The organism is Blastococcus sp. SYSU DS0619 (genome assembly GCF_054051035.1).
Genome location: NZ_JBJHAM010000003.1, coordinates 1 through 20,134 on the forward strand (window position 1 = coordinate 1; position 20,134 = coordinate 20,134).

21 protein-coding genes and 1 pseudogene are annotated in these 20,134 nt (G+C 74.4%); 3 read left to right on the forward strand and 19 right to left on the reverse strand.

Annotated elements, in window-relative coordinates:
• Window positions 1-398 precede the first annotated feature (398 nt).
• The 8 genes from dapB to ACI79T_RS04865 all read right to left on the reverse strand — a co-directional run bounded on the left by dapB (window position 399) and on the right by ACI79T_RS04865 (window position 8,574).
• Window positions 399-1,196, reverse strand: a complete 798-nt coding sequence (gene dapB, locus ACI79T_RS04830) for a 4-hydroxy-tetrahydrodipicolinate reductase (RefSeq protein ID WP_456608915.1) — start codon at window positions 1,194-1,196, stop codon at window positions 399-401.
• Between the two features lie 48 nt (window positions 1,197-1,244).
• Complete coding sequence (locus ACI79T_RS04835; RefSeq protein WP_456608916.1) at window positions 1,245-1,592, reverse strand: VanZ family protein; 348 nt, start codon at window positions 1,590-1,592, stop codon at window positions 1,245-1,247.
• Window positions 1,593-1,599: 7 nt separating this feature from the next.
• A complete protein-coding gene (locus ACI79T_RS04840; protein ID WP_456608917.1) occupies window positions 1,600-2,961 on the reverse strand; it encodes a M16 family metallopeptidase in 1,362 nt (453 codons plus the stop codon).
• Window positions 2,958-5,222, reverse strand: coding sequence for a polyribonucleotide nucleotidyltransferase (locus ACI79T_RS04845; protein WP_456608918.1), 2,265 nt, complete (start codon window positions 5,220-5,222; stop codon window positions 2,958-2,960). Before ACI79T_RS04845 ends, ACI79T_RS04840 begins: the two co-directional genes overlap by 4 nt.
• A 262-nt stretch (window positions 5,223-5,484) precedes the next feature.
• On the reverse strand, window positions 5,485-5,754 hold the full coding sequence (gene rpsO / locus ACI79T_RS04850) for a 30S ribosomal protein S15 (RefSeq protein ID WP_456608919.1): 270 nt from the start codon (window positions 5,752-5,754) through the stop codon (window positions 5,485-5,487).
• 111 nt (window positions 5,755-5,865) lie between these two features.
• Window positions 5,866-6,831, reverse strand: coding sequence for a bifunctional riboflavin kinase/FAD synthetase (locus ACI79T_RS04855; protein WP_456608920.1), 966 nt, complete (start codon window positions 6,829-6,831; stop codon window positions 5,866-5,868).
• Between the two features lie 20 nt (window positions 6,832-6,851).
• Window positions 6,852-7,991, reverse strand: coding sequence for a branched-chain amino acid aminotransferase (locus tag ACI79T_RS04860; protein ID WP_456608921.1), 1,140 nt, complete (start codon window positions 7,989-7,991; stop codon window positions 6,852-6,854).
• Window positions 7,992-8,226: 235 nt separating this feature from the next.
• Complete coding sequence (locus ACI79T_RS04865; RefSeq protein ID WP_456608922.1) at window positions 8,227-8,574, reverse strand: antibiotic biosynthesis monooxygenase family protein; 348 nt, start codon at window positions 8,572-8,574, stop codon at window positions 8,227-8,229.
• Between the two features lie 57 nt (window positions 8,575-8,631).
• On the opposite strand from ACI79T_RS04865, the gene ACI79T_RS04870 reads away from it, so the two are divergent.
• Entirely contained in the window at window positions 8,632-9,129 is a 498-nt protein-coding gene (locus ACI79T_RS04870) for a GNAT family N-acetyltransferase (RefSeq protein ID WP_456608923.1), read from the forward strand.
• Between the two features lie 29 nt (window positions 9,130-9,158).
• Here ACI79T_RS04870 and truB read toward each other — a convergent pair whose 3' ends face one another.
• The 11 genes and pseudogenes from truB to rimP form a co-directional block, all read right to left on the reverse strand.
• A complete protein-coding gene (gene truB, locus ACI79T_RS04875) occupies window positions 9,159-10,076 on the reverse strand; it encodes a tRNA pseudouridine(55) synthase TruB (RefSeq protein WP_456608924.1) in 918 nt (305 codons plus the stop codon).
• Window positions 10,073-11,392: an MATE family efflux transporter gene (locus tag ACI79T_RS04880; RefSeq protein WP_456608925.1), complete on the reverse strand. Its 1,320-nt coding sequence runs from the start codon at window positions 11,390-11,392 to the stop codon at window positions 10,073-10,075. Before ACI79T_RS04880 ends, truB begins: the two co-directional genes overlap by 4 nt.
• Window positions 11,393-11,403: 11 nt before the next feature.
• A complete protein-coding gene (locus ACI79T_RS04885) occupies window positions 11,404-12,426 on the reverse strand; it encodes a DHH family phosphoesterase (protein ID WP_456608926.1) in 1,023 nt (340 codons plus the stop codon).
• Complete coding sequence (locus ACI79T_RS04890; RefSeq protein WP_456608927.1) at window positions 12,423-12,665, reverse strand: hypothetical protein; 243 nt, start codon at window positions 12,663-12,665, stop codon at window positions 12,423-12,425. Before ACI79T_RS04890 ends, ACI79T_RS04885 begins: the two co-directional genes overlap by 4 nt.
• Window positions 12,662-13,192, reverse strand: coding sequence for a 30S ribosome-binding factor RbfA (gene rbfA / locus ACI79T_RS04895; protein WP_456608928.1), 531 nt, complete (start codon window positions 13,190-13,192; stop codon window positions 12,662-12,664). The genes ACI79T_RS04890 and rbfA overlap by 4 nt, the downstream gene beginning before the upstream one ends.
• Window positions 13,193-13,287: 95 nt before the next feature.
• Window positions 13,288-13,584 (reverse strand): DUF503 domain-containing protein, encoded by a 297-nt coding sequence (locus ACI79T_RS04900; protein ID WP_456608929.1) that lies wholly within the window; start codon window positions 13,582-13,584, stop codon window positions 13,288-13,290.
• 92 nt (window positions 13,585-13,676) lie between these two features.
• Complete coding sequence (gene infB / locus ACI79T_RS04905) at window positions 13,677-15,512, reverse strand: translation initiation factor IF-2 (RefSeq protein ID WP_456609301.1); 1,836 nt, start codon at window positions 15,510-15,512, stop codon at window positions 13,677-13,679.
• Between the two features lie 939 nt (window positions 15,513-16,451).
• Window positions 16,452-16,595 (reverse strand): annotated as a pseudogene (locus tag ACI79T_RS04910) (translation initiation factor IF-2 N-terminal domain-containing protein); the annotation flags it as partial.
• A gap of 176 nt (window positions 16,596-16,771) precedes the next feature.
• Window positions 16,772-17,038, reverse strand: a complete 267-nt coding sequence (locus ACI79T_RS04915) for a YlxR family protein (RefSeq protein ID WP_456608930.1) — start codon at window positions 17,036-17,038, stop codon at window positions 16,772-16,774.
• 8 nt (window positions 17,039-17,046) lie between these two features.
• Entirely contained in the window at window positions 17,047-18,198 is a 1,152-nt protein-coding gene (nusA, locus tag ACI79T_RS04920; RefSeq protein WP_456608931.1) for a transcription termination factor NusA, read from the reverse strand.
• Entirely contained in the window at window positions 18,195-18,875 is a 681-nt protein-coding gene (rimP, locus tag ACI79T_RS04925; RefSeq protein WP_456608932.1) for a ribosome maturation factor RimP, read from the reverse strand. Before rimP ends, nusA begins: the two co-directional genes overlap by 4 nt.
• Before the next feature lie 287 nt (window positions 18,876-19,162).
• Between rimP and ACI79T_RS04930 the strand changes: the two genes are divergently transcribed.
• Together ACI79T_RS04930 and ACI79T_RS04935 are read left to right on the forward strand one after the other, a co-directional pair.
• A complete protein-coding gene (locus tag ACI79T_RS04930; protein ID WP_456608933.1) occupies window positions 19,163-19,651 on the forward strand; it encodes a hypothetical protein in 489 nt (162 codons plus the stop codon).
• Between the two features lie 12 nt (window positions 19,652-19,663).
• The gene (locus ACI79T_RS04935; RefSeq protein WP_456608934.1) at window positions 19,664-20,128 is read left to right on the forward strand and encodes a ferritin-like domain-containing protein; all 465 of its coding nucleotides are present in this window, start codon (window positions 19,664-19,666) and stop codon (window positions 20,126-20,128) included.
• Window positions 20,129-20,134 lie beyond the last annotated feature (6 nt).

Here is a 20,134-nt window from a genome sequence, read left to right on the forward strand (position 1 = left end):
GAGCTGACACTCGCGATATCAATCAACCAAAGGAATCCCAGCCCCAACCACACAGTGGCCAGGGCACGGGGTATTACTTGGCACTGACTTTCGGCACGCTGTTGAGTTCTCAAGGAGCGGACGCGCAGAGAACCGGCCCTTCCGGGCTTCGTCCCTGGCTGGATGTCCAACTCTACGCCGGTTTCCAGCAGCCCGTCTAGCGGGGGCTGGTCCGGCGGCCCTTCCGGGCCGCGCGGCGCAAAGAGAAAGTTACACGCCCCCCGCGGCCCCGTGCAACCCGCCCCTCCGTGACCCCCGCCACGCGACCGCCACACCCCCGACACCCACCGTTCACGCCGGGCGCAGGGCGGGCCGCGTGCCCACGGTCCCCGGGAGCCGGACCGCGGCTGGGGAGCGGGTCAGAGCCCCAGGAGGCTGTCGATGCCGACGGTGAGGCCCGGACGCCGGCTGATCTCCCGGACCGCCAGCAGGACACCGGGCATGAACGAGGCCCGGTCGTAGGAGTCGTGCCGCAGGGTCAGCGTCTCCCCCGCTGCGCCGAGCAGCACCTCCTGGTGCGCCACCAGGCCGGCGAGCCGGACGGCGTGCACCGGCACGCCCTCGACGTCCGCACCCCGGGCGCCGGGCAGCTCGTCGGAGGTGGCGTCCGGAGCAGGGGGCAATCCGGCTGCGCGGCGGGCGGCCGCCACGAGGCGGGCCGTGCGCACCGCCGTCCCCGACGGTGCGTCCACCTTGTTCGGGTGGTGCAGCTCCACCACCTCGACGGAGGGGAAGAAGCGGGCCGCCTCCTGGGCGAAGCGCATCAGCAGGATGGCGCCGATGCCGAAGTTCGGGGCGATGACGACGCCGAGCTCCGGCTTGGGCTCCAGCCACTCCGCCACCGTCGCCAGCCGGGCGTCGTCGAAGCCGGTGGTGCCCACCACGCAGTGGATGTTGTTGTCGATGCAGAACCGGATGTTGTCCATGACCACGTCGGGCCGGGTGAAGTCGACGACCACCTGGGCGCCGGCATCCGCCACGTTGAACAGCCACTCGCCGTCGTCGACCATGGCCACGAGCTCCAGGTCCTCGGCGCTGTTCACCGCCTTGACCACCTCGGTGCCCATCCGGCCGCGGGCGCCGAGCACCCCCACCGGGATCAGCGACGCGTCGCGGTCGGGAGAGCCGGGCTGGAGGTCGGACGCACTCGTGGTCACCCGGTCAGGTTTCCCGGCCGACGGCCACGACGCAAGGCAGCCCGTGGATCAGCGTGCCCGGCGGGCCCGCCAGCTCCAGAGCGCGAGGCCCACCGCGACGCCGACCAGGTCCGCGGCGGCGTCGACCACCGACGCCGAGCGGGCGAGCGGGGTCAGCCCCTGGACCAGCTCGCTGCCCGCCGCGTAGAGCACGAGCGCCACCGCGAGCGGGGCCAGGGGGACGCCCGCCCACCTCCCCGTGACCGCCAGGCCGGCGAACACGAGCAGGTGGACGACCTTGTCCACCCCGGGCGGAGCCGAGGGCACGTCCGACCCCGGGGCGAAGAGGACCACCAGCGACACCGCGACGGCGAGGGCGAAGACGGCGCGGGCGAGCGCACCCCCGACGGCGGTCACCCGGTCCTCAGAGCCGGTCGAGGTCGGACTCGCGGTAGGGCCCCACGACGGCCAGGCAGGTCTCCTGGCCGAACAGCTCGGCGGCCACCGACCGCACCTGGCCCTCGTCGACCTCCTCGATGCGGGCGAGGACGTCCCGTACCGGCACGTACTCACCGTAGGACAGCTCGCTCTTGCCCAGGCGGCTCATCCGGGACCCGGTGTCCTCGAGCCCCAGGACCAGGCCACCCTTCAGCTGGCCACGCGCCCGGGCGACCTCCTCGGTCGTGAGCCCGTCGGCGGCCACCCGCCCGAGCTCCGCCCGGACCAGCCGCAGCACCTCGGGCACCCGCTTCTTCGAGCAGCCGGCGTAGACGGAGAACGCCCCGGCGCCGGCGTAGTGGGTGAGCGCCGAGCCCACGCTGTACACCAGGCCCCGCTTCTCGCGGATCTCCTGGAACAGCCGGGAGCTCATCCCGCCACCGACGGCGGCGTCCAGGACCGCGGCCACGTAGCGGCGCTCGTCCTGCCGGCCCATGGCCGGCGTCCCGAGCAGCAGGTGCGTCTGCTCGGTCCGCCGGGAGATCAGGCCCGTGGACCGCGCCGGCCGCACCAGTTCCACGTCCCCGGTGCGCAGCGGCGCAGGACGGCGGCTGCCGGAGAGCCGGTCCCCGAAGGCGGCGTTCACCAGCTCGAGCACCTGCTGGTGGTCCACCCGCCCGGCCGCGGTCACCACGATCGAGGGCATCGCGTACCGGGAGCGGTACCAACCGTCGACGTCGTCCCGCGTGAGCCCCTCGATGGACTCGATCGTGCCCAGCACCGAGCGGCCGAGCGAGGTGTCGCCGTACAGGGTCTCGGCGAACAGGTCGTGCACGGCGTCGCCGGGCTCGTCGTCGCGCATGGCGATCTCCTCGAGCACCACCGTCCGCTCCGACTCCAGGTCGGCCGCGGTGTTGGTCGCGTCGGTGACCAGGTCGGCCAGCAGCGTCACCGCGAGCGGCAGGTCGCTGGCGAGCACGTTCGCGTAGTAGCAGGTGTGCTCCTTGGCGGTGAAGGCGTTCATCTCACCGCCGACCGCGTCCATGGCCGTCGCGATCTCGAGCGCACCGCGTGACGTCGTCCCCTTGAACAGCAGGTGCTCGAGGAAGTGCGACGAGCCGGCGACCGCCGGCGTCTCGTCCCGCGAGCCCACGCCCACCCAGATGCCGAGCGTCGCCGACAGCACACCCGGCATCGTCTCGGTGAGCACCCGCAGGCCCCCGGGCAGCTCGGTGCGTTCCACCCGCCCCCCGACCTCGTCGAGGTCGAGCAGGGCGGTCGTCCCTACGGGAACCGGGGTGGGTGCATCAGCACCCGCCCCGGCCCGGATCAGATCAGTCGTGGTCACTCACCCGCAGGGGCGGCCTCGGCCGGAGCCTCGGCGGACGTGTCGGCACCCTCGGCGGAGACCGGCGCGAGGCTGATCTTCCCGCGGGCGTCGATGTCGGTGATCTCGACCTGCATCTTGTCGCCGACGTTCGCGACGTCCTCGACCTTGCCGATGCGCTTGCCGCCACCGAGCTTGCTGATGTGCACGAGGCCGTCCTTGCCCGGGAGCAGGGAGACGAAGGCGCCGAACGGCGTGGTCTTGACGACCGTGCCGAGGAACCGCTCGCCGACCTTCGGCATCTGCGGGTTGGCGATGGCGTTGATCCGGTCCACCGCGGCCTGCGCCGAGGGGCCGTCGGACGCGCCGACGTAGATCGTGCCGTCGTCCTCGATGGTGATGTCGGCGCCGGTCTCGTCCTGGATCGCGTTGATCATCTGGCCCTTGGGGCCGATGACCGCACCGATCTTGTCGACCGGGATGCGCACCGTGGTCACCCGCGGGGCGAACGGGCTCATCTCGTCGGGGCCGTCGATGGCCTCGCCCATGACGTCGAGGATGTGCAGCCGGGCCGCGCGGGCCTGGGTCAGCGCACCGGCGAGGACGTCGGAGGGGATGCCGTCGAGCTTCGTGTCCAGCTGGAGGGCCGTGACGAAGTCCTTGGTGCCGGCGACCTTGAAGTCCATGTCACCGAAGGCGTCCTCGGCGCCGAGGATGTCGGTCAGCGCGACGTACTCGGTCTTGCCGTCCACCTCGTCGGACACCAGGCCCATGGCGATGCCGGCGACCGGGGCGCGCAGCGGCACACCGGCGTTGAGCAGGGCCAGCGTCGAGGCGCAGACCGAGCCCATGGAGGTCGAGCCGTTGGAGCCCAGCGCCTCCGACACCTGCCGGATCGCGTAGGGGAACTCCTCGCGGTCGGGCAGCACCGGCAGCAGCGCCCGCTCGGCGAGCGCGCCGTGGCCGATCTCGCGGCGCTTGGGCGAACCCACGCGACCGGTCTCACCGGTGGAGTACGGCGGGAAGTTGTAGTTGTGCATGTAGCGCTTGCGGCTGACCGGCGAGAGCGTGTCGAGCTGCTGCTCCATGCGGAGCATGTTCAGCGTGGTGACACCCAGGATCTGGGTCTCGCCGCGCTCGAACAGCGCCGAGCCGTGCACCCGCGGGATGACCTCGACCTCGGCCGAGAGCGGCCGGATGTCGGTGAGGCCCCGGCCGTCGATGCGGACCTTGTCGCGCAGGATGCGCTGCCGGACGACCTTCTTGGTCAGCGCGCGGAAGGCACCGGAGATCTCCTTCTCCCGGCCCTCGAACTGACCGGCGAGCGCTGCCTTGACCTCGTCCTTGAGCACGTCGGTGGCGTCCTCGCGCTCCTGCTTGCCGGCGATCTGCTGGGCCTGGGCGAGCTTGTCGCCGACCTGCGCCTCGACGGCGGCGTAGACGTCGTCCTGGTAGTCCAGGAAGCGCGGGAAGTCGGCGACCGGCTTGGCGGCCTTCTCGGCGACGGCGGCCTGCGCCTCGCACAGCGCCTTGATGAACGGCTTGGCCGCCTCGAGGCCCTGGGCCACGATCTCCTCGGTCGGGGCGGGGGCGCCGCCGGCGACCAGCGCGATGGTCTTCTCGGTGGCCTCGGCCTCGACCATCATGATCGCGACGTCGCCGTCGGGCAGGACCCGCCCGGCCACGACCATGTCGAAGACGGCGTCCTCGAGCTCGGTCTGCGTCGGGAAGCCGACCCACTGGCCGTTGATCAGCGCGACCCGGGTGCCGCCGACGGGGCCGGAGAACGGCAGGCCGGACAGCTGGGTGGACGCCGAGGCACCGTTGATCGCGAGCACGTCGTAGAGGTGCTCGGGGTCCAGCGACATGACGGTGATGACGACCTGGACCTCGTTGCGCAGGCCCTTGGCGAAGGTCGGGCGCAGCGGCCGGTCGATGAGGCGGCAGGTGAGGATCGCGTCCTCCGACGGCCGGCCCTCGCGGCGGAAGAACGAGCCCGGGATGCGCCCGGCGGCGTACATCCGCTCCTCGACGTCGACCGTCAGCGGGAAGAAGTCGAACTGCTCCTTGGGCTGGCGGCCGGCCGTGGTGGCCGACAGCAGCATGGTGTCGCCCATCGTGACGACGACGGAGCCGGCGGCCTGGCGGGCGAGCCGACCGGTCTCGAAGGTGACCGAGCGGCTGCCGAAGCTCCCGTTGTCGATCACCGCGGTGGCGGTGGTGACCCCGTCCTCGGGGTCGAACTCGGCAGCGATGCTGCCCTGCGTGGTGGGTGCGGACATCTGTCCTTCTCTCTTCGTCGCATACCGCGACGTTCCTCTTGCGGCGCCTCGCGCCGACCTGCGTTCCGGGGGCGACCGGTCTTCGATCGAAGCCCTCGGGCGTGCTGTTCCCCTGCGAGGAGGAAGCGATGCGTCCCGGGGGCCACTACCGAGGACCGGCCCTTCGCGGGGGCGGTCGGCCGGGGGCCTCTGACTCGGACGGCGGGTGCCGTACGAGAGAGGGGACCGTCCCGGAGCGATCCGGAGCGGTCCCCTCGACGTGCTAGCGGCGCAGGCCGAGCCGCTCGATCAGCGAGCGGTACCGGTTGATGTCGGTCTTCGCCAGGTAGTTCAGCAGCCGGCGACGCCGGCCGACCAGCAGGAGCAGTCCCCGCCGGCTGTGGTGGTCGTGCTTGTGCATCTTCAGGTGCTCGGTCAGGTCGCTGATCCGGCGGGTCAGCATGGCGACCTGCACCTCGGGCGAACCGGTGTCCTTCTCGACCGTCGCGTAGTCGGTCATGATCTGCTGCTTGATCGCGCTGTCGAGCGCCATGGTTCGCCTCCTGGGCGGATGTCGTGTGGCCCCCGGTCTGACTCACGAGGGCAGGCTTCACACAGCCGTGCTGGCACGGCCGGGGATCACTCTACGCCGTCCCCCGGCCGGTCAGGTCGGCAGGCCCAGGACCTGGCGGGTGTCCGCGACGTCCTGGGCCATGGCGGCCAGCAGTCCGTCGACGTCGGCGAACGCGGCCATCGGCCGCAGCCGCCGGGCGAACTCCACGCCCACGTGCTCGCCGTAGAGGTCGCCGTCGTAGTCCAGGACGAAGGCCTCCACCGTGCGCCGGCTGCCCTGGAAGGTCGGGTTGGTCCCCACCGAGATGGCGGCCGGGAACCGCTCCCGGCTGGCGCCGCTGCGCGGATCGCGGGTGACCAGGTGCCCGGCGTAGACGCCGTCGGCCGGGATGGCCGTGTAGGCCGGGGTCTCCACGTTGGCCGTCGGGTAGCCGAGGTCCCGACCCCGGCGGTCCCCGCGGACGACGACGCCGTCGACCCGGTGCGGCCGGCCGAGCGCGCGCGCCGCGGGCACCATGTCGCCCGCCGCGACGCAGGCGCGGATGTAGGTGGAGGAGATGGTCACCTCGCCGTCCTCCGACGAGTCCTGCGCCAGGGGCACGCCCTCCACGGCGAAACCGAAGCGGCGCCCCTCCGCGGTGAGGGTCGCCACCGTGCCCGAGGCGCGGTGGCCGTAGGTGAAGTTCTCCCCCACGACCACCTGCGCCGCGTGCAGCCGCTCGACCAGCACCGTGTGGGTGAAGGTCTCCGGCGGCAGCTTCATGAACTCGGCGGTGAACGGCAGCACGCACATGGCGTCGACACCCAGCTCCGCGACCAGCTCGGCCTTCCGGTCGAGCGAGGTGAGGATGGCCGGGTGCGAGCCGGGGCGGACCACCTCGGCCGGGTGCGGGTCGAAGGTCAGCAGCAGGCACGGACGACGCATGGCCCGGGCCCGCGCCACGGCGGCCCCGATCAGCTTCTGGTGCCCGCTGTGCACGCCGTCGTACATCCCGACGGTGACCACGGTCCGGCCGAGGTCCCCCGGGGTGGCCTCGAGCCCCCGCCAGCGCAGCACGCGACCCGCTCCCCGCCCGGTCAGGAGACCCGGTGCAGCCAGCCGTGGGTGTCGGCCACCCGCCCGTGCTGGATGTCGAGCAGCGCCTCGCGCAGCCGCATGGTGACCGGACCGGGCTCGCCGTTGCCCACGGTGAAGTCACCCGTGCCGGCGCGGATCTGGCCGACCGGGGTGATCACGGCGGCCGTGCCGCAGGCGAAGGTCTCGGTGATCGAGCCGTCGAGCGCGCCGCTGCGCCACTCGTCGAGGGTCACCTTCCGCTCGGTCACCCGGTGCCCGCGCTCCCGGGCGACGGTGATCAGCGAGTCGCGGGTGATGCCCGGCAGCAGCGTGCCGGAGAGCTCGGGGGTGACCAGCTCGGCGTCCTCGCCGGAGCCCAGGACGAAGAACAGGTTCATCCCGCCCAGCTCCTCGATGTAGCGCCGCTCCACGGCGTCGAGGTAGACGACCTGGTCGCAGCCGAGCTCGCCGGCCTGCTGCTGGGGTCGGAGGCTGGCGGCGTAGTTGCCGGCGCACTTCACGTCGCCGGTCCCGCCGGGGGCGGCCCGCACGTAGTCCTCGGAGACGAAGACCGACACCGGGTGCACGCCGCGCGGGAAGTAGGCGCCGGCCGGGCTGGCGATGACGAGGAAGAGGTACTCGTGCGCCGGCCGGACGCCGAGGAAGGACTCGCTGGCCAACTGGTACGGGCGCAGGTACAGCGTCTGGTCCGGCCCGGTCGGGACCCACGCGCGGTCGGCGTCGACGAGCGCGTCGACGGCGGCGAGGAACCCCTCCTCCGGCACCGGCGGCATCGCCAGCCGCTCGGCGCTGCGGACGAAGCGGGCGGCGTTGGCCTCGGGTCGGAAGGTGGCCACGCTGCCGTCCGGCTGGGCGTAGGCCTTGAGCCCCTCGAAGATCGACTGGGCGTAGTGCAGGGCCGCGGTGCCGGGGTCCATCGGCAGCGGCCCGTACTGCGTGAGCCGGGCGTCGTACCAGCCGCGGCCGACCTGGTACCGGGCCACGAACATCGAGTCGGTGAAGTAGCGGCCGAAGCCCGGGTCGGCCAGCAGCTCCTCGCGCTCGGTGGTGGAACGACGCTGCACGTCCTCCACGACCACCGGCACGCCCTCGACGAACGTCCGGGACGTGGTTCGGCTGTCGGAGAGCGTGTCGGTCATGGCTCCTACCTGGCGGGCGCGTGTTCGGGCGGGGCCGGCGGTCGCCGGATCCGCCCGCTCACCCTAGCCCGCGCCCCCGGGCGGGAGCCGCCGGTGGAGCACCGACGGTCCCGGGCGGCCGGGCCGGCGGTCGTCCTGACCACCCTCGCGCTCGACCCGCCGGCCGACGTTGGCTTCGGCGTCCTGCTGCTCCGGGGCCGGCCGGCCGCGGTGCGGGCCGGCCGGCCGGCCACGGTCACGCCTGGTTCTGCTGGTGGTCCTGGTTGGCCTTGGGGCCGGCGTACTCGAGCACCTCGTAGGTCCACACGTGCGCCGAGTGCGGGGCGGCCGAGGCGAGGGTGTCACCGCCGCCGTCGTGGGCCCGGTCGAAGTCCTGGCTCGACTGCCAGGCCTCGTAGGCCTCCACGCTGCTCCACCGGGTGTAGACCAGGTACTGGTCGGTGCCCTCCACCGGGCGCAGCAGCTCGAACCACTCGAAGCCGGGGGTGCTCTCGACAGCCCCGGCGCGCCCGCGGAACCGCTCCTCGAAGCGGTCCTGCTTGTCCTTCGGCACGGTGATCGCGTTGATCTTCACGACGCTCATGGCCCTCACCTTCCCGTGCCGCCCGGCGGTCAACCGCCCGTGCGGCACGCTGGCCGTGTGACGTCCGACCGCACCGCCTCCGCCCCCCTGCCCGTCGAGCTGCGCCCGGTCGCGGCGGAGTCGGCCGGTGAGCTGCTGACGCTGCAGCGCGCCGCCTACGTCACCGAGGCACAGCTGTACGGCGACCCGTTCCTGCCCGCCCTCACCCAGACCCTCGACGAGCTGGCCGGTGAGCTGACCGCGAGCCGGTGCACCGGCGCCTGGGCCGGTCCGCGGCTGGTCGGCGCGGTGCGGACCCGCGAGAGGGGAGGGCGGTTGCTCATCGGGCGTCTGGTCGTCGCACCGGACCTGCAGGGCCAGGGCATCGGGAGCCGGCTGCTGCGTGCGGCCGAGGCGGCCACGACCCTCCGGCAGGCCACGCTCTTCACCGGTCACCTGAGCGAGGCCAACCTCCGCCTGTACCGGGCGGTGGGCTATGCGGAGACGCACCGGGAGACCGTCCGCCCCGGGCTCGAGCTCGTCCACCTGGCCAAGGCGCTCTCCGGCCCGCGGTAGCGGACAGGCGTCCGGCCCCGCTCCCCCGATCAGCTCGGCGGGAAGCCCACCGCGACCCGCGCCGTACGTCCGGCGTCCTCGACGAGCGCGGCGAGACGGCCGTCGGGGTCGACGGCGGCGTGCAGCCCCGGGGCCCCGGTCGCCGGGATGCGCTGCCCGTACCCGAGCGCCCGGGCCTCCTCGGCGGAGAGCGCGCGCGGGGGGAAGACGAGCAGCGCGGCCGCGGTGAGCCCGAGGAAGCCCGGTCCACCGCCGGCGACGAGCGAGGCCGCGGCGTCCTCCACGACACCGGCCTCGGCCACCGTGAACGGGCCCGAGGCCGTGCGGCGCAGCGCGGTGAGGTGCCCGCCGACCCCCAGGGCGGCCCCGGCGTCGCGGGCGATGGCGCGGATGTAGGTGCCGGCGGTGCAGTCGACGGTGACGTCGACGTCGACCAGCTCCGGAGCCGGCCGGCTGATGCGGTGCACCTCCAGCCGGTGCACGGTCACCGAGCGCGGCTCGAGCTCCACCGTCTCTCCCGCCCGAACCCGGTCGTAGGACCGGCGGCCGTCGACCTTCACCGCGCTGACCGACGAGGGCACCTGCCGCAGCGGGCCGGTCTGGGCGGCCAGCGCCGCGCGGACGGCGTCGTCGTCGACGTGCGCGGTGGAGGCTGTGCTCAGCACCTCCCCCTCGCGGTCGTCGGTGACCGTGGACTGGCCGAGGCGGATCGTGGCCTCGTAGGTCTTGTCGTGGCCGCCGACGTGGCCGAGCAGGCGGGTCGCCGCGCCGACCCCGAGGAGCAGCAGACCGGTCGCCATCGGGTCGAGGGTGCCGGCGTGCCCGACCTTGCGCACCGACAGCGCCCGGCGGGCGCGGGCGACGACGTCGTGCGAGGTCATGCCGCCCGGCTTGTCGACGAGAAGCAGACCGGGCGGGACGTCGGCGTCAGGGCGCTTGGGGCTCACGTGCCTACCGTCGCAGGCGCCCCGAGCCAGCGATCACCCGCCACCCGGACGAGGACGGCGAGCAGCCGCAGCCCGATGAACAGGGTGAGCCCCGTCCACACCCCCGCCAGCCCCAGGTCGAGTGGGCCCGCGAGCAGGGACAGCGGCAGGAACCCGGCGAGCGCGGCCGCGATGGTGACCGTCCGCAGGTAGCCGACGTCGCCGGCGCCCATCAGCACGCCGTCCAGGGCGAAGACGACCCCGGCCAGCGGCTGGAAGCCGGCGAGGAACCACCAGACGACGGCGGCCTGGGCCAGCACGGCGGGGTCGTCGGTGAACAGCGGTGGCAGCACGTCGCGCAGCGTGAGCAGGACGGCGGCCACCAGGCAGCCGGTGGCCAGCCCCCAGACCGCGACCCGGCGGGCGGTCGCGCGGGCGTCGTCGGGACGCCCGGCGCCGAGCGCGTGGCCGACCAGTGTCTGGGCGGCGATCGCGTACGCGTCGAGCACCAGGGCGAGGAAGAAGAACAGCTGCAGCGCGATCTGGTGCGCTCCGAGCGCGGCCGTCCCGGCCCGGGCGGCGACGCCCGCCGCGACGAGGAAGGACAGCTGGAGCACCGCCGCCCTCAGCAGCAGGTCGCGGCCGATCACCAGCTGCCGCGCGATGGCGTGGGGCCGGGCCTGCCAGGCGGCGCCCTCCCGGAGCAGCGCCCGGACGAACAACGCGGCGGTCAGCGCCTGCCCCGCCACGTTGGCGACGGCGGAGCCGTCCAGGCCGAGGCCGGCCGGGTGCACGAGCAGGGGGCAGAGCACCAGGCTCAGCAGGCTGCCGGCGACGACGTAGCGCACCGGCCGGCGGAGCTCCTGCACCCCGCGCAGCCACCCGTTGCCGGCCAGCGACACCAGCAGCAGGGGCGCGCCCAGCGACGCGATCCGCAGCCAGCTCTCGCCCGCCTCCGCCACCGGCCCCGCTCCCCCGGCCAGCGCGCGGGTGAGCGGACCGGCGAGCAGCTGGAACAGCAGGAGCACCAGCACCCCGAGCGCGAGCGCGAGCCAGGTGGCCTGCACGCCCTCCTCCACCGCCCCGGCACGGTCGCCGGCGCCGGCCCGGCGCGCGGCCCGCGCAGTGGTGCCGTAGGCGAGGAAGTTCAGCAGCGCCGCCGCCCAGGCCAGCAGCCCACCACCGACGGCGAGCCCGCCGAGCGCGACGGTGCCGAGATTGCCGACGACGGCGGTGTCGACCAGCAGGTACAGCGGCTCGGCGGCGAGGACGACGAGCGCCGGCAGCGCGAGCGAGAGGACCGACGGGCGGCGCCCGGACGGGGCGGAGATGGCCATGTCCGCCCCGGTCAGCGTGCGGTGAGGTGGTCCCGGAGCGCCGCGACCGTCCGCTCGCGGTCGAGCGTCGAGGTGTAGCCGGCAGCGGCGCGGTGCCCACCCCCGCCGAGCGCCACGGCCACCCGGGCCACGTCGGTGGCCCCGCGCGAGCGCAGGGAGACCGACCACGACCCGTCGTCCTGACCCTTGAGCACGCACGCCACGTCGGCCTCCTGCGCCGACCGGACCACGTCGACGAGGGCCTCGAGCTGCTCGCCGGGCAGGCCGTGCTCGGCCGCCTCGGCGGTGCTCGACCAGGTCCAGACCAGGCCGGCGCCGACCCCGGCCTCCAGGACCGCCCGTCCGGCGACGACCGAGAGCAGGCCCAGCCAGCCGAAGGGCGCGGTGTCGAAGAGGCGGCGGCTGATCGCGGCGTGGTCGATGCCGGTGCTCAGCAGCCGGGCGGCCAGCTCGTGGGTCTCCGGCCGGGTGCTGCCGAACCGGAAGGAGCCGGTGTCGGCGGCCAGGCCGGCGTAGAGGCAGGTCGCCAGCTGCGCGTCCAGGGCGACCCCGAGGCCGTCGAGGAGGCCGGCCACCAGCGTGACCGTCGCCGGTGCCGTGGGGTCGACCAGCCGTAAGCGGCCGAAGCCGGGGTTGGTGGCGTGGTGGTCGACGACCACCGACGTCCCGGCGCGGTCCAGGAGCGGCGCGAGCTCACCGAGCCGCCCCGGTGAGGCCGCGTCGAGGCTGACGAAGACGTCCGGCGACGACGGCACGGCGTCCGAGGGCACCAGGCCCTCCGCCCCGGGGATCCAGCCGAGCGAGGCCGGGAGGGTGAACGGCCCGGGGAAGGTGGCCAGCACCCGGGCCCCGCGCCGCCGCAGGCCCTCGGCGAGCGCGAGCGTGCTGCCGAGGGCGTCGGCGTCGGGCTGGACGTGGCCGGAGAGGACCACGGTGGCCCGCGCCCGCGCGGCCTCGGCCAGCACCGCGGCGGCGGCCCGGGCCGCGTGCCCGAGCACCTCGGCCGAGCTGCCCGTCGGGAGTGCGGATGTCACGCGCCGGCGTCGGGATCGGCCACCCGACCGCCCTGCTTCTCGCGGATGTCCCCGCCGCCCACCGGGTAGCCGGGACCGCCGTCGTCGGGCTCGTCCTCGGCGATGCTCGGCACCTCGCCGATCTGGCCGCGCTTGCCGCCGTCGGTGGGGTCACCGCCACCGGGGACGGGCTTGCCGCCGAGGACGGACGTGCCCTGGCCCTCGTCGGGCTCGTACGGATCAGGGTCGTTCTCGGTCACAGTGCGCTCCTGGTCTCGGTGGCGGCGTCCTCGCCGTCGTCATCGGCGGTTCCGGCGCCGTCCGGCTCGCCGGCGGCGGCACCGTCGAGGTCGTCGTCCTCGTCGTCCTCGGCGGGCTTCCGGTAGGGGTCGGCCTCGCCGGCGTAGGTGGCGCCCTCCCGGGCGCGAGCCAGCTCCGCGTCGGCGTACCGGGCGCGCTCGAGGGCTTCCTCGAGCTCCCGCGCGGTGTCCGGGACGATGTCGGCGACGAAGGCCAGCGTCGGTACGAACTTGATGCCGGTCTGCCGGCCGACGGTGGACCGCAGCACCCCCGTCGCACTGGTGAGCGCCTTGGCCGAGTCGGCGATCTGGGTGTCGTCGCCGTAGACGGTGTAGAACACCGTGGCTTCGCGGAGGTCGCTGGTCACCCGGGCATCGGTGACGGTCACCATGCCCAGGCGGGGGTCCTTGATCTGGGACTCGATCGCGGCGGACACGATCTGTCGGATGCGCACGGCGAGCTTGCGTGCGCGGGCCGGGTCGGCCATCGGAGGACCTCCTCGAGGAGTGCCCCCTGCGGGGCACCGGACGTACAGGGCGGCCCCGTCCCGGACCCCGCGCTGAGCCGGGCCGGGGAACGAGGTCATTGATCGGTATCGCTGAACAGCTGCCGGTGGGTCGACAGCAGCGTCACCTCCGGCCGCTCGGCCAGCAACCGCTCGCAGGCGTCCAGGACGTCGGTGACCTGGGCGGCCTCCCCCGCGACGGTGGCGACGCCGACCTGCACGCGGCGGTGCAGGTCCTGGTCGCCCACCTCCGCGGCGGCGACGGCGAAGCGGCGCCGCAGCTCGGCCACGATCGGCCGGACCACGGCCCGCTTGCCCTTGAGCGAGTGGACGTCTCCGAGCAGCAGGTCGGCGGTCAGCGAGCCGGTGAACACCCGGATCTCACTTCCCCCCTGCCCTGCGGCGGACACCCCACGGCCGGGAAGTCGTTCCCCGGCCGTGGGGTGTCCGCTCAGGTGCTGACCACTCAGTCGCGCGGCTTCTCACGCATCTCGAAGGTCTCGATCACGTCGTCGACCTTGATGTCGTTGAACGACCCCAGGCCGATACCGCACTCGTAGCCCTCGCGGACCTCGGTCGCGTCGTCCTTGAACCGGCGGAGGGACTCCACCGTCAGGTTGTCGGCGACCACGGCACCGTCACGCATGAGGCGCGCCTTGGCGTTCCGAACGATCGTGCCGCTGCGGACCAGCGAACCGGCGACGTTGCCGATCTTCGGCACCCGGAAGACCTCGCGGACCTCCGCCGTACCGAGCTGGACCTCCTCGTAGACGGGCTTGAGCATGCCCTTGAGCGCGGCCTCGATCTCGTCGATCGCCTGGTAGATGACCGTGTAGTACCGGACGTCCACCCCCTCGCGGTTGGCGAGCTCGGTGGCCTGGCCCTCGGCCCGGACGTTGAAGCCCAGGACGATGACGTCGTCGGCCAGCGCCAGGTCGATGTCGCTCTTGGTGATCCCGCCGACGCCGCGGTGGATGACCCGCAGCGAGATCTCGTCGTCGATCTCGATCTTCATCAGGGCCTCTTCGAGCGCCTCGACGGTGCCCGAGTTGTCGCCCTTGATGATCAGGTTGAGCTGGCGGGTCTCCTTGAGCGCGGCGTCGAGGTCCTCCAGGCTGATCCGCTTGCGCATGGAGGCGTTCTGCGCGTTGCGGATGCGGGCCTGGCGGCGGTCGGCGATCTGCCGAGCCACGCGGTCCTCGTCGACGACGAGGAAGGTGTCGCCGGCGCGGGGCACCGAGGTGAGGCCCACGACCTGCACGGGGCGGGCCGGCAGGGCCTCCTTGAGCTTGTTGCCGTGCTCGTCGAGCAGCGACCGGACGCGACCGTAGGCGTCGCCGGCCACGATCGAGTCGCCCTGGCGCAGCGTGCCGCGCTGGACGAGCACCGTGGCGACGGGGCCGCGGCCCTTGTCCAGCTTGCCCTCGATGACCACACCCTGCGGGTCCTGCTCGGTGTTGGCGCGCAGGTCCAGCTCGGCGTCGGCGGTCAGCAGGACCGCCGTGAGCAGCTCGTCGATGCCCTGACGGGTGATCGCGGAGACGTCCACGAACATCGTCTCGCCGCCGTACTCCTCGGCGACCAGGCCGTACTCGGTGAGCTGCTGGCGGATCTTGGCGGGGTTGGCCCCCTCCTTGTCCACCTTGTTCACCGCGACCACGATCGGGACCTCGGCGGCCTGGGCGTGGTTGAGCGCCTCCACCGTCTGCGGCATGACGCCGTCGTCGGCGGCGACGACCAGGATGACGATGTCGGTGACCTTCGCACCGCGGGCACGCATCGCGGTGAACGACTCGTGACCCGGGGTGTCGATGAAGGTGACCGGGCGCTCGTTGCCCTCCAGCTCGGTGACGACCTGGTAGGCGCCGATGTGCTGGGTGATGCCGCCGGCCTCGCGGGCCACCACGTTGGCGTCCCGGATCGCGTCCAGCAGCTTGGTCTTCCCGTGGTCGACGTGACCCATGACGGTCACGACCGGCGGACGGGCGGACCAGTCCTCCTCGTCGCCCTCCTCGTCACCGAAGGTGAGGTCGAAGGTCTCGAGCAGCTCGCGGTCCTCGTCCTCGGGGCTGACGACCTGAATGACCCAGCCGATCTCGGCACCGAGCAGCTGCAGCGTGTCGTCGTTCACCGACTGGGTGGCGGTGACCATCTCGCCCAGGTGGAACAGGGCGGTGACCAGCGCGGCGGGCTGGGCGTTGATGCGCTCGGCAAGGTCGGTCAGCGAGGCGCCGCGGGGCAGCCGGACGGTCTGCCCGTTGCCGCGCGGCAGGCTGACGCCGCCCATGCTGGGCGCCGCCATGGAGTCGAACTCCTGACGCCGCTGCTTCTTGCTCTTGCGCCCGCGGACCGGACCCCGGCCACCGGGACGCCCGAAAGCACCGGCCGTGCCGGCACCCGAGCCACCGCGACCGCGGCCACGACCGCCGCCGCCACCACGGAAGCCACCGCCGGCAGGCGCGCCGGCACCCGGGGCGCCGCCGCCACCGCCGGGACGGAAGCCACCGCCGCCGCCGGGACCACCGGGACGACCACGACCGGCACCGCCGGGGCCACCACCGGGACGGCCACCACCGGCCGGCCGCGGCGGCATCATGCCGGGCGACGGGCGCTGCGGCATCATGCCCGGGTTGGGACGCGGACCGCCGGGACCGGCCGCGGGACGGGGACCGCCCGGACCGGCGCCGGGACGCGGGCCACCGGGCCCGGCCGGACGGGGACCGCCGGCACCGGGCGCCGGACGGGGACCGCCGGCACCGGGGGTGGGACGGGGACCGCCGGCCGCGGGGCCGGGGCGCGGACCGCCGGCCGCGGGGGCCGGACGGGGTGCACTGCTGAAGGGGTTGTTGCCCGGACGCGGAGCCGGCCGGGGGCCGGGACGCGGACCACCGGGCGTGGCACCGCCGGCCGGAGCCGGACGAGGCGCGCCGGGACGCGGAGCCGACGGCTGCTGCGGCGGAGCCGCCGGAGCCGGGGCCTGCGCGGCCGGAGCCTGGGGCGCCGGGGCCTGGACCGGGGGCTGCGGCGCGGGTGCCGCGGGACGCGGACCCGGGCGCGGGCCCGGAGCGGCCGGACGAGCCGGTGCGGACGCGGCCGGAGCCTGGGGAGCGGCCGGGGCCTGCGGCGCGGGCGCCGCGGAGGGAGCGGCCGGCGCAGCGGGCGCGGCCGGCCGGGAAGCGGGTGCGCTCGGGCGCGGGGCGGCCCCGCCGTTGCCGCCACCGGTGGCGGCGCCGAGCGCCTCGCGCAGCCGCCGGGCCACGGGGGCCTCGACGGTCGAGGACGCGGACTTCACGAACTCGCCCTGCTCCTTGAGCGTGGCGAGCACGGTCTTGCTGTCGACACCGAACTCCTTGGCGAGTTCGTGTACGCGGGCTTTGCCTGGCACGGGTCTCCTCTTGGTGAGGCCGGCGGCTTGCCCGCTCGACCTCGTCGTTAGTGGCGCATGGTCATCGTGAGAACTTCACGGCTGAGTCATCCGACGGTGTCCTGTCGACGTGCGGACCGGCCTGGTGCCGGTCCGACTGAGAACTGCTGTCGCCCGTCCGGTTCCACCCCGGCACCTCAGGACGAGGTGTCGAGCAGGTGGGCCCGGAGCGGACCGACCTCCACGGGAGCGCTGGTGCGCAGCGCCCGCGGGAAGGCCCGGCGTCGCTCCGCTGCGCGCAGGCACTCCGCGGTCGGGTGCAGCGAGGCACCGCGACCGGGGAGCCGCCGCCGCGGATCGGGGACCAGGTCCCCGGCCACGGCGACGACGCGCAGCAGGTCGTTGACCGACGCCCGCTTCCGGCACCCCACGCAGGTGCGGACCGGATTCGAGGTTTCGGCCATCTGCAACTCTAGCGCGTGGCCGGTCCGCGTTGTTCCGCCCGGCGCGGGGCCGAGCGGGAACCGCCCGCGGGCGCCTGCGATCGGGCCCCTGGCGGCGCACCGCGCCCCCCGCCCGGCTGAGGCGGCAGCCCGGAGCGCAGGGGCGGGCGACCCACCCCCGGGGAGGGGGTCGCGTCGGCGTCGTCGGTCTGGGCGTCGCTGCGGATGTCGATCCGGCACCCGGTCAGCCGGGCGGCCAGGCGTGCGTTCTGGCCCTCCTTGCCGATGGCGAGCGACAGCTGGTAGTCGGGGACGACGACGCGCACCGCCTTCGCCTGGGGGTCGACGAGCCGGGCGCTGCTCACCCGGGCCGGGCTCAGCGCCGAGGCGACGAAGTCCGCCGGGTCCTCCGACCAGTCGACGATGTCGATCTTCTCGCCGTCCAGCTCGCTCATCACGTTGCGCACCCGCTGCCCCATCGGGCCGATGCAGGAACCCTTGGCGTTCAGCCCGGGCACCGAGGTGCGGACGGCGATCTTCGAGCGGTGCCCCGCCTCGCGGGCGACGGCGACGATCTCGACGCTGCCGTCGGCGATCTCGGGCACCTCGAGCGCGAAGAGCTTGCGGACCAGGTTCGGGTGGGTCCGAGACACCGTCACCTGCGGGCCGCGGAAGCTGCGGGAGACCGCCACCACGTATGCCTTGATCCGGCTGCCGTGCTTGTAGGTCTCCCCGGGCACCTGCTCCGCCGACGGGAGCACGGCCTCGACCTTGCCGATGTCGATCATGACGACGCCGCTGGCGTTGCGGCGCTGGTCGGCCTGCACGATGCCGCTGACGATGTCGCCTTCCTTGCCGACGTACTCGCCGAAGGTCTGCTCGTTCTCGGCGTCGCGCAGCCGCTGCACGATGACCTGCTTGGCGGTGCTGGCCGCGATCCGGCCGAAGTCCGAGGGGGTGTCGTCCCACTCGCGGACGACCTCGCCGTCCGGGCCGAGCTCCTGCGCCAGGACGGCGACCTCGCCGCTCTTGCGGTCCACGTGCACGCGCACGTGCTTGGCCGCGCCCTCGGCGTGCCGGTACGCGGTCACCAGAGCGGTCTCGAGGGCCTCGATCACCGTGTCGACCGGGATGCCCTTCTCCCGCTCCACCGCCTTGAGCGCGGTGACGTCGATGTTCACTTGTCTCCTCCGTCGTCGTCCGCGCGCTCGACCTGGTCCAGGCTCTCGAGCTCGGCGGCGTCGTTCTCCGCGACGTCCTGCGCGGTGTCGTCCGCGAGGTCGTCGTCGATGTCGTCGTCGATGTCGTCGTCCCCGCCGTCGCCGGCGGGCTCCGCACGGCCGAACTCCACCTGCACGCGCCCGGCGCCGAGCTCCGCCCACGGCACCTGGCGGGGCTGCGGCGGGCGCTTCTTCGCGCCGGGCTTCCCCTTCGCCTCCACGGCCAGCGTCACGCCGGCGTCGTCGACCGCGGTGATCCGGCCGGTGAGCTGCTCGGTGGCCGCGGCCGGGCCGACCGCGACGGCCACCAGCCGCCCGGTGTTCCGCCGCCAGTGGCGGTGCTCGGTCAGCGGACGGTCGACCCCCGGGCTGGTCACCTCGAGCACGTAGGGCGTGCGGCCCATCCCGTCGTCGTTGCTGTCGAGCACCTCGGAGACGGCACGGCTGACCTCGGCGATGTCGTCGAGGGTGACGCCCTCGTCACGGTCGACGACGACGCGGACGACGCTGCGCCGGCCCGCGGGGGTGACCACCAGTTCCTCGAGGTCGTAACCGGCCGTCGTGACGACGGGCTGGATCCACCCGGCCAGCCGTTCGGTGGCGGGGTCGCTCCGTTGGGTTCCGCGAGAGGCGGACACGGTGCCTCCTCAGGCTCGGTCGGCCGCACGATGCCGTGCGCGCACCCCTGCGGCCCGGCGCCGTGGACCTGCGTCGCTGGCCGGGCCGGTGTCGAGGGGAAGTGCCCAGGCTACCGCCCACCGGGCGGCTCCGGCCCGGCGCGGGGCCACCGGAGGGGCCCACCGCGGCCCCGCACCCGCTGGGGCGGTTGGGACGGGCGGGGGTGCGGTGACCACCGGGCGACTCGGCACGCCCGACCGGCGGCACGAACGGCTGCCGACGGTGCCGGCTGAGAGGATGGCGGGCGATGTCTCCCACCCCTCCCCTCGCGCCGCGGGCGTTCCCCCGCCGGACGCTGCTGGCGGCCTCCGCCGCAGGCCTCGCCGTCGCGGTGGCCGGGTGCACCTCGTCGCCCCCGGTCGACGAACGGGACACCGTGACCAGCGAGCAGGCCGACGAGCTCGCCGCCCAGGTCGCGGCGCAGGCGACGCTCGTCCGGGCCTACGAGCTGGCGTTCGCCGCCGATCCCGCGCTGGCCGCGGCCGTTCCCGACCTGGCGACCCAGGCCCAGGACCAGCTCCTCCGGCTGCGCGACGCCGCCCCCGGCAGCAGCCCCTCGTCCACCGCGCCGCCCGGGACGCCGCCACCGGGCGAGGGGCAGGCGTGGCTGCGGGCGCAGATCGGCGCCGCCGCCTCCTCCCACGCCGCCGCCGCACTCGGCCAGTCCGGCGGGCGGGCGGCCCTGCTCGGCTCCATCGCCGCGGGCCTGCGCGGCCACGAGGCACGACTGGCATGAGGGAGCCCGGCCATGGCTGACGACGACGCGACGACCGCCACCGAGGCCGAGACGACGGCACTGGACGCCGCGCTCGCCGCCGAGCACGCGGCGGTCTGGGGGTACGGCGTGGTCGGGGCAGCGCTGCCCCCCGCCGAGCGGGCTGCCGCGGTCGACGGAGAGAACGCCCACCGCGCCGTCCGCGACCAGCTCGTCCTGCTCCTCGGTGAGCGCGGTGCCGAGCCGGCGCTGCCGGAAGCGGGATACGCGCTGCCCTTCCCGGTGCTGTCGGCCGTCGACGCGGCGGCGCTCGCCGCCGTCCTCGAGGAAGGCGTCGCGGCGGCGTGGGTGCGGGTCCTCGACCGCGCTGCGGAGCGTCCTGCCCGCGCGCTGGCGATGGAGGTGCTCGGCGCCGCGGAGGTGCGGGCCGTCGGCTGGCGGGGTGCGGCGGGGCAGCCGCAGGTCACCCGCGCGTTCCCCGGCCTCCCGCAGGGCTAGCGGGCC

Coding starts and splice junctions, on each gene's coding strand:
- ACI79T_RS04860 (WP_456608921.1), bottom strand. CDS start 7,991: ATGACCGACACGCTCTCCGACAGCCGAACCACGTCCCGGACGTTCGTC.
- ACI79T_RS04880 (WP_456608925.1), bottom strand. CDS start 11,392: ATGGCCATCTCCGCCCCGTCCGGGCGCCGCCCGTCGGTCCTCTCGCTC.
- ACI79T_RS04915 (WP_456608930.1), bottom strand. CDS start 17,038: ATGGCCGAAACCTCGAATCCGGTCCGCACCTGCGTGGGGTGCCGGAAG.
- infB (WP_456609301.1), bottom strand. CDS start 15,512: ATGGCGGCGCCCAGCATGGGCGGCGTCAGCCTGCCGCGCGGCAACGGG.
- rbfA (WP_456608928.1), bottom strand. CDS start 13,192: ATGGCCGACCCGGCCCGCGCACGCAAGCTCGCCGTGCGCATCCGACAG.
- rpsO (WP_456608919.1), bottom strand. CDS start 5,754: ATGGCGCTCGACAGCGCGATCAAGCAGCAGATCATGACCGACTACGCG.
- ACI79T_RS04935 (WP_456608934.1), top strand. CDS start 19,664: ATGGCTGACGACGACGCGACGACCGCCACCGAGGCCGAGACGACGGCA.
- ACI79T_RS04845 (WP_456608918.1), bottom strand. CDS start 5,222: ATGTCCGCACCCACCACGCAGGGCAGCATCGCTGCCGAGTTCGACCCC.
- ACI79T_RS04865 (WP_456608922.1), bottom strand. CDS start 8,574: ATGAGCGTCGTGAAGATCAACGCGATCACCGTGCCGAAGGACAAGCAG.
- ACI79T_RS04930 (WP_456608933.1), top strand. CDS start 19,163: ATGTCTCCCACCCCTCCCCTCGCGCCGCGGGCGTTCCCCCGCCGGACG.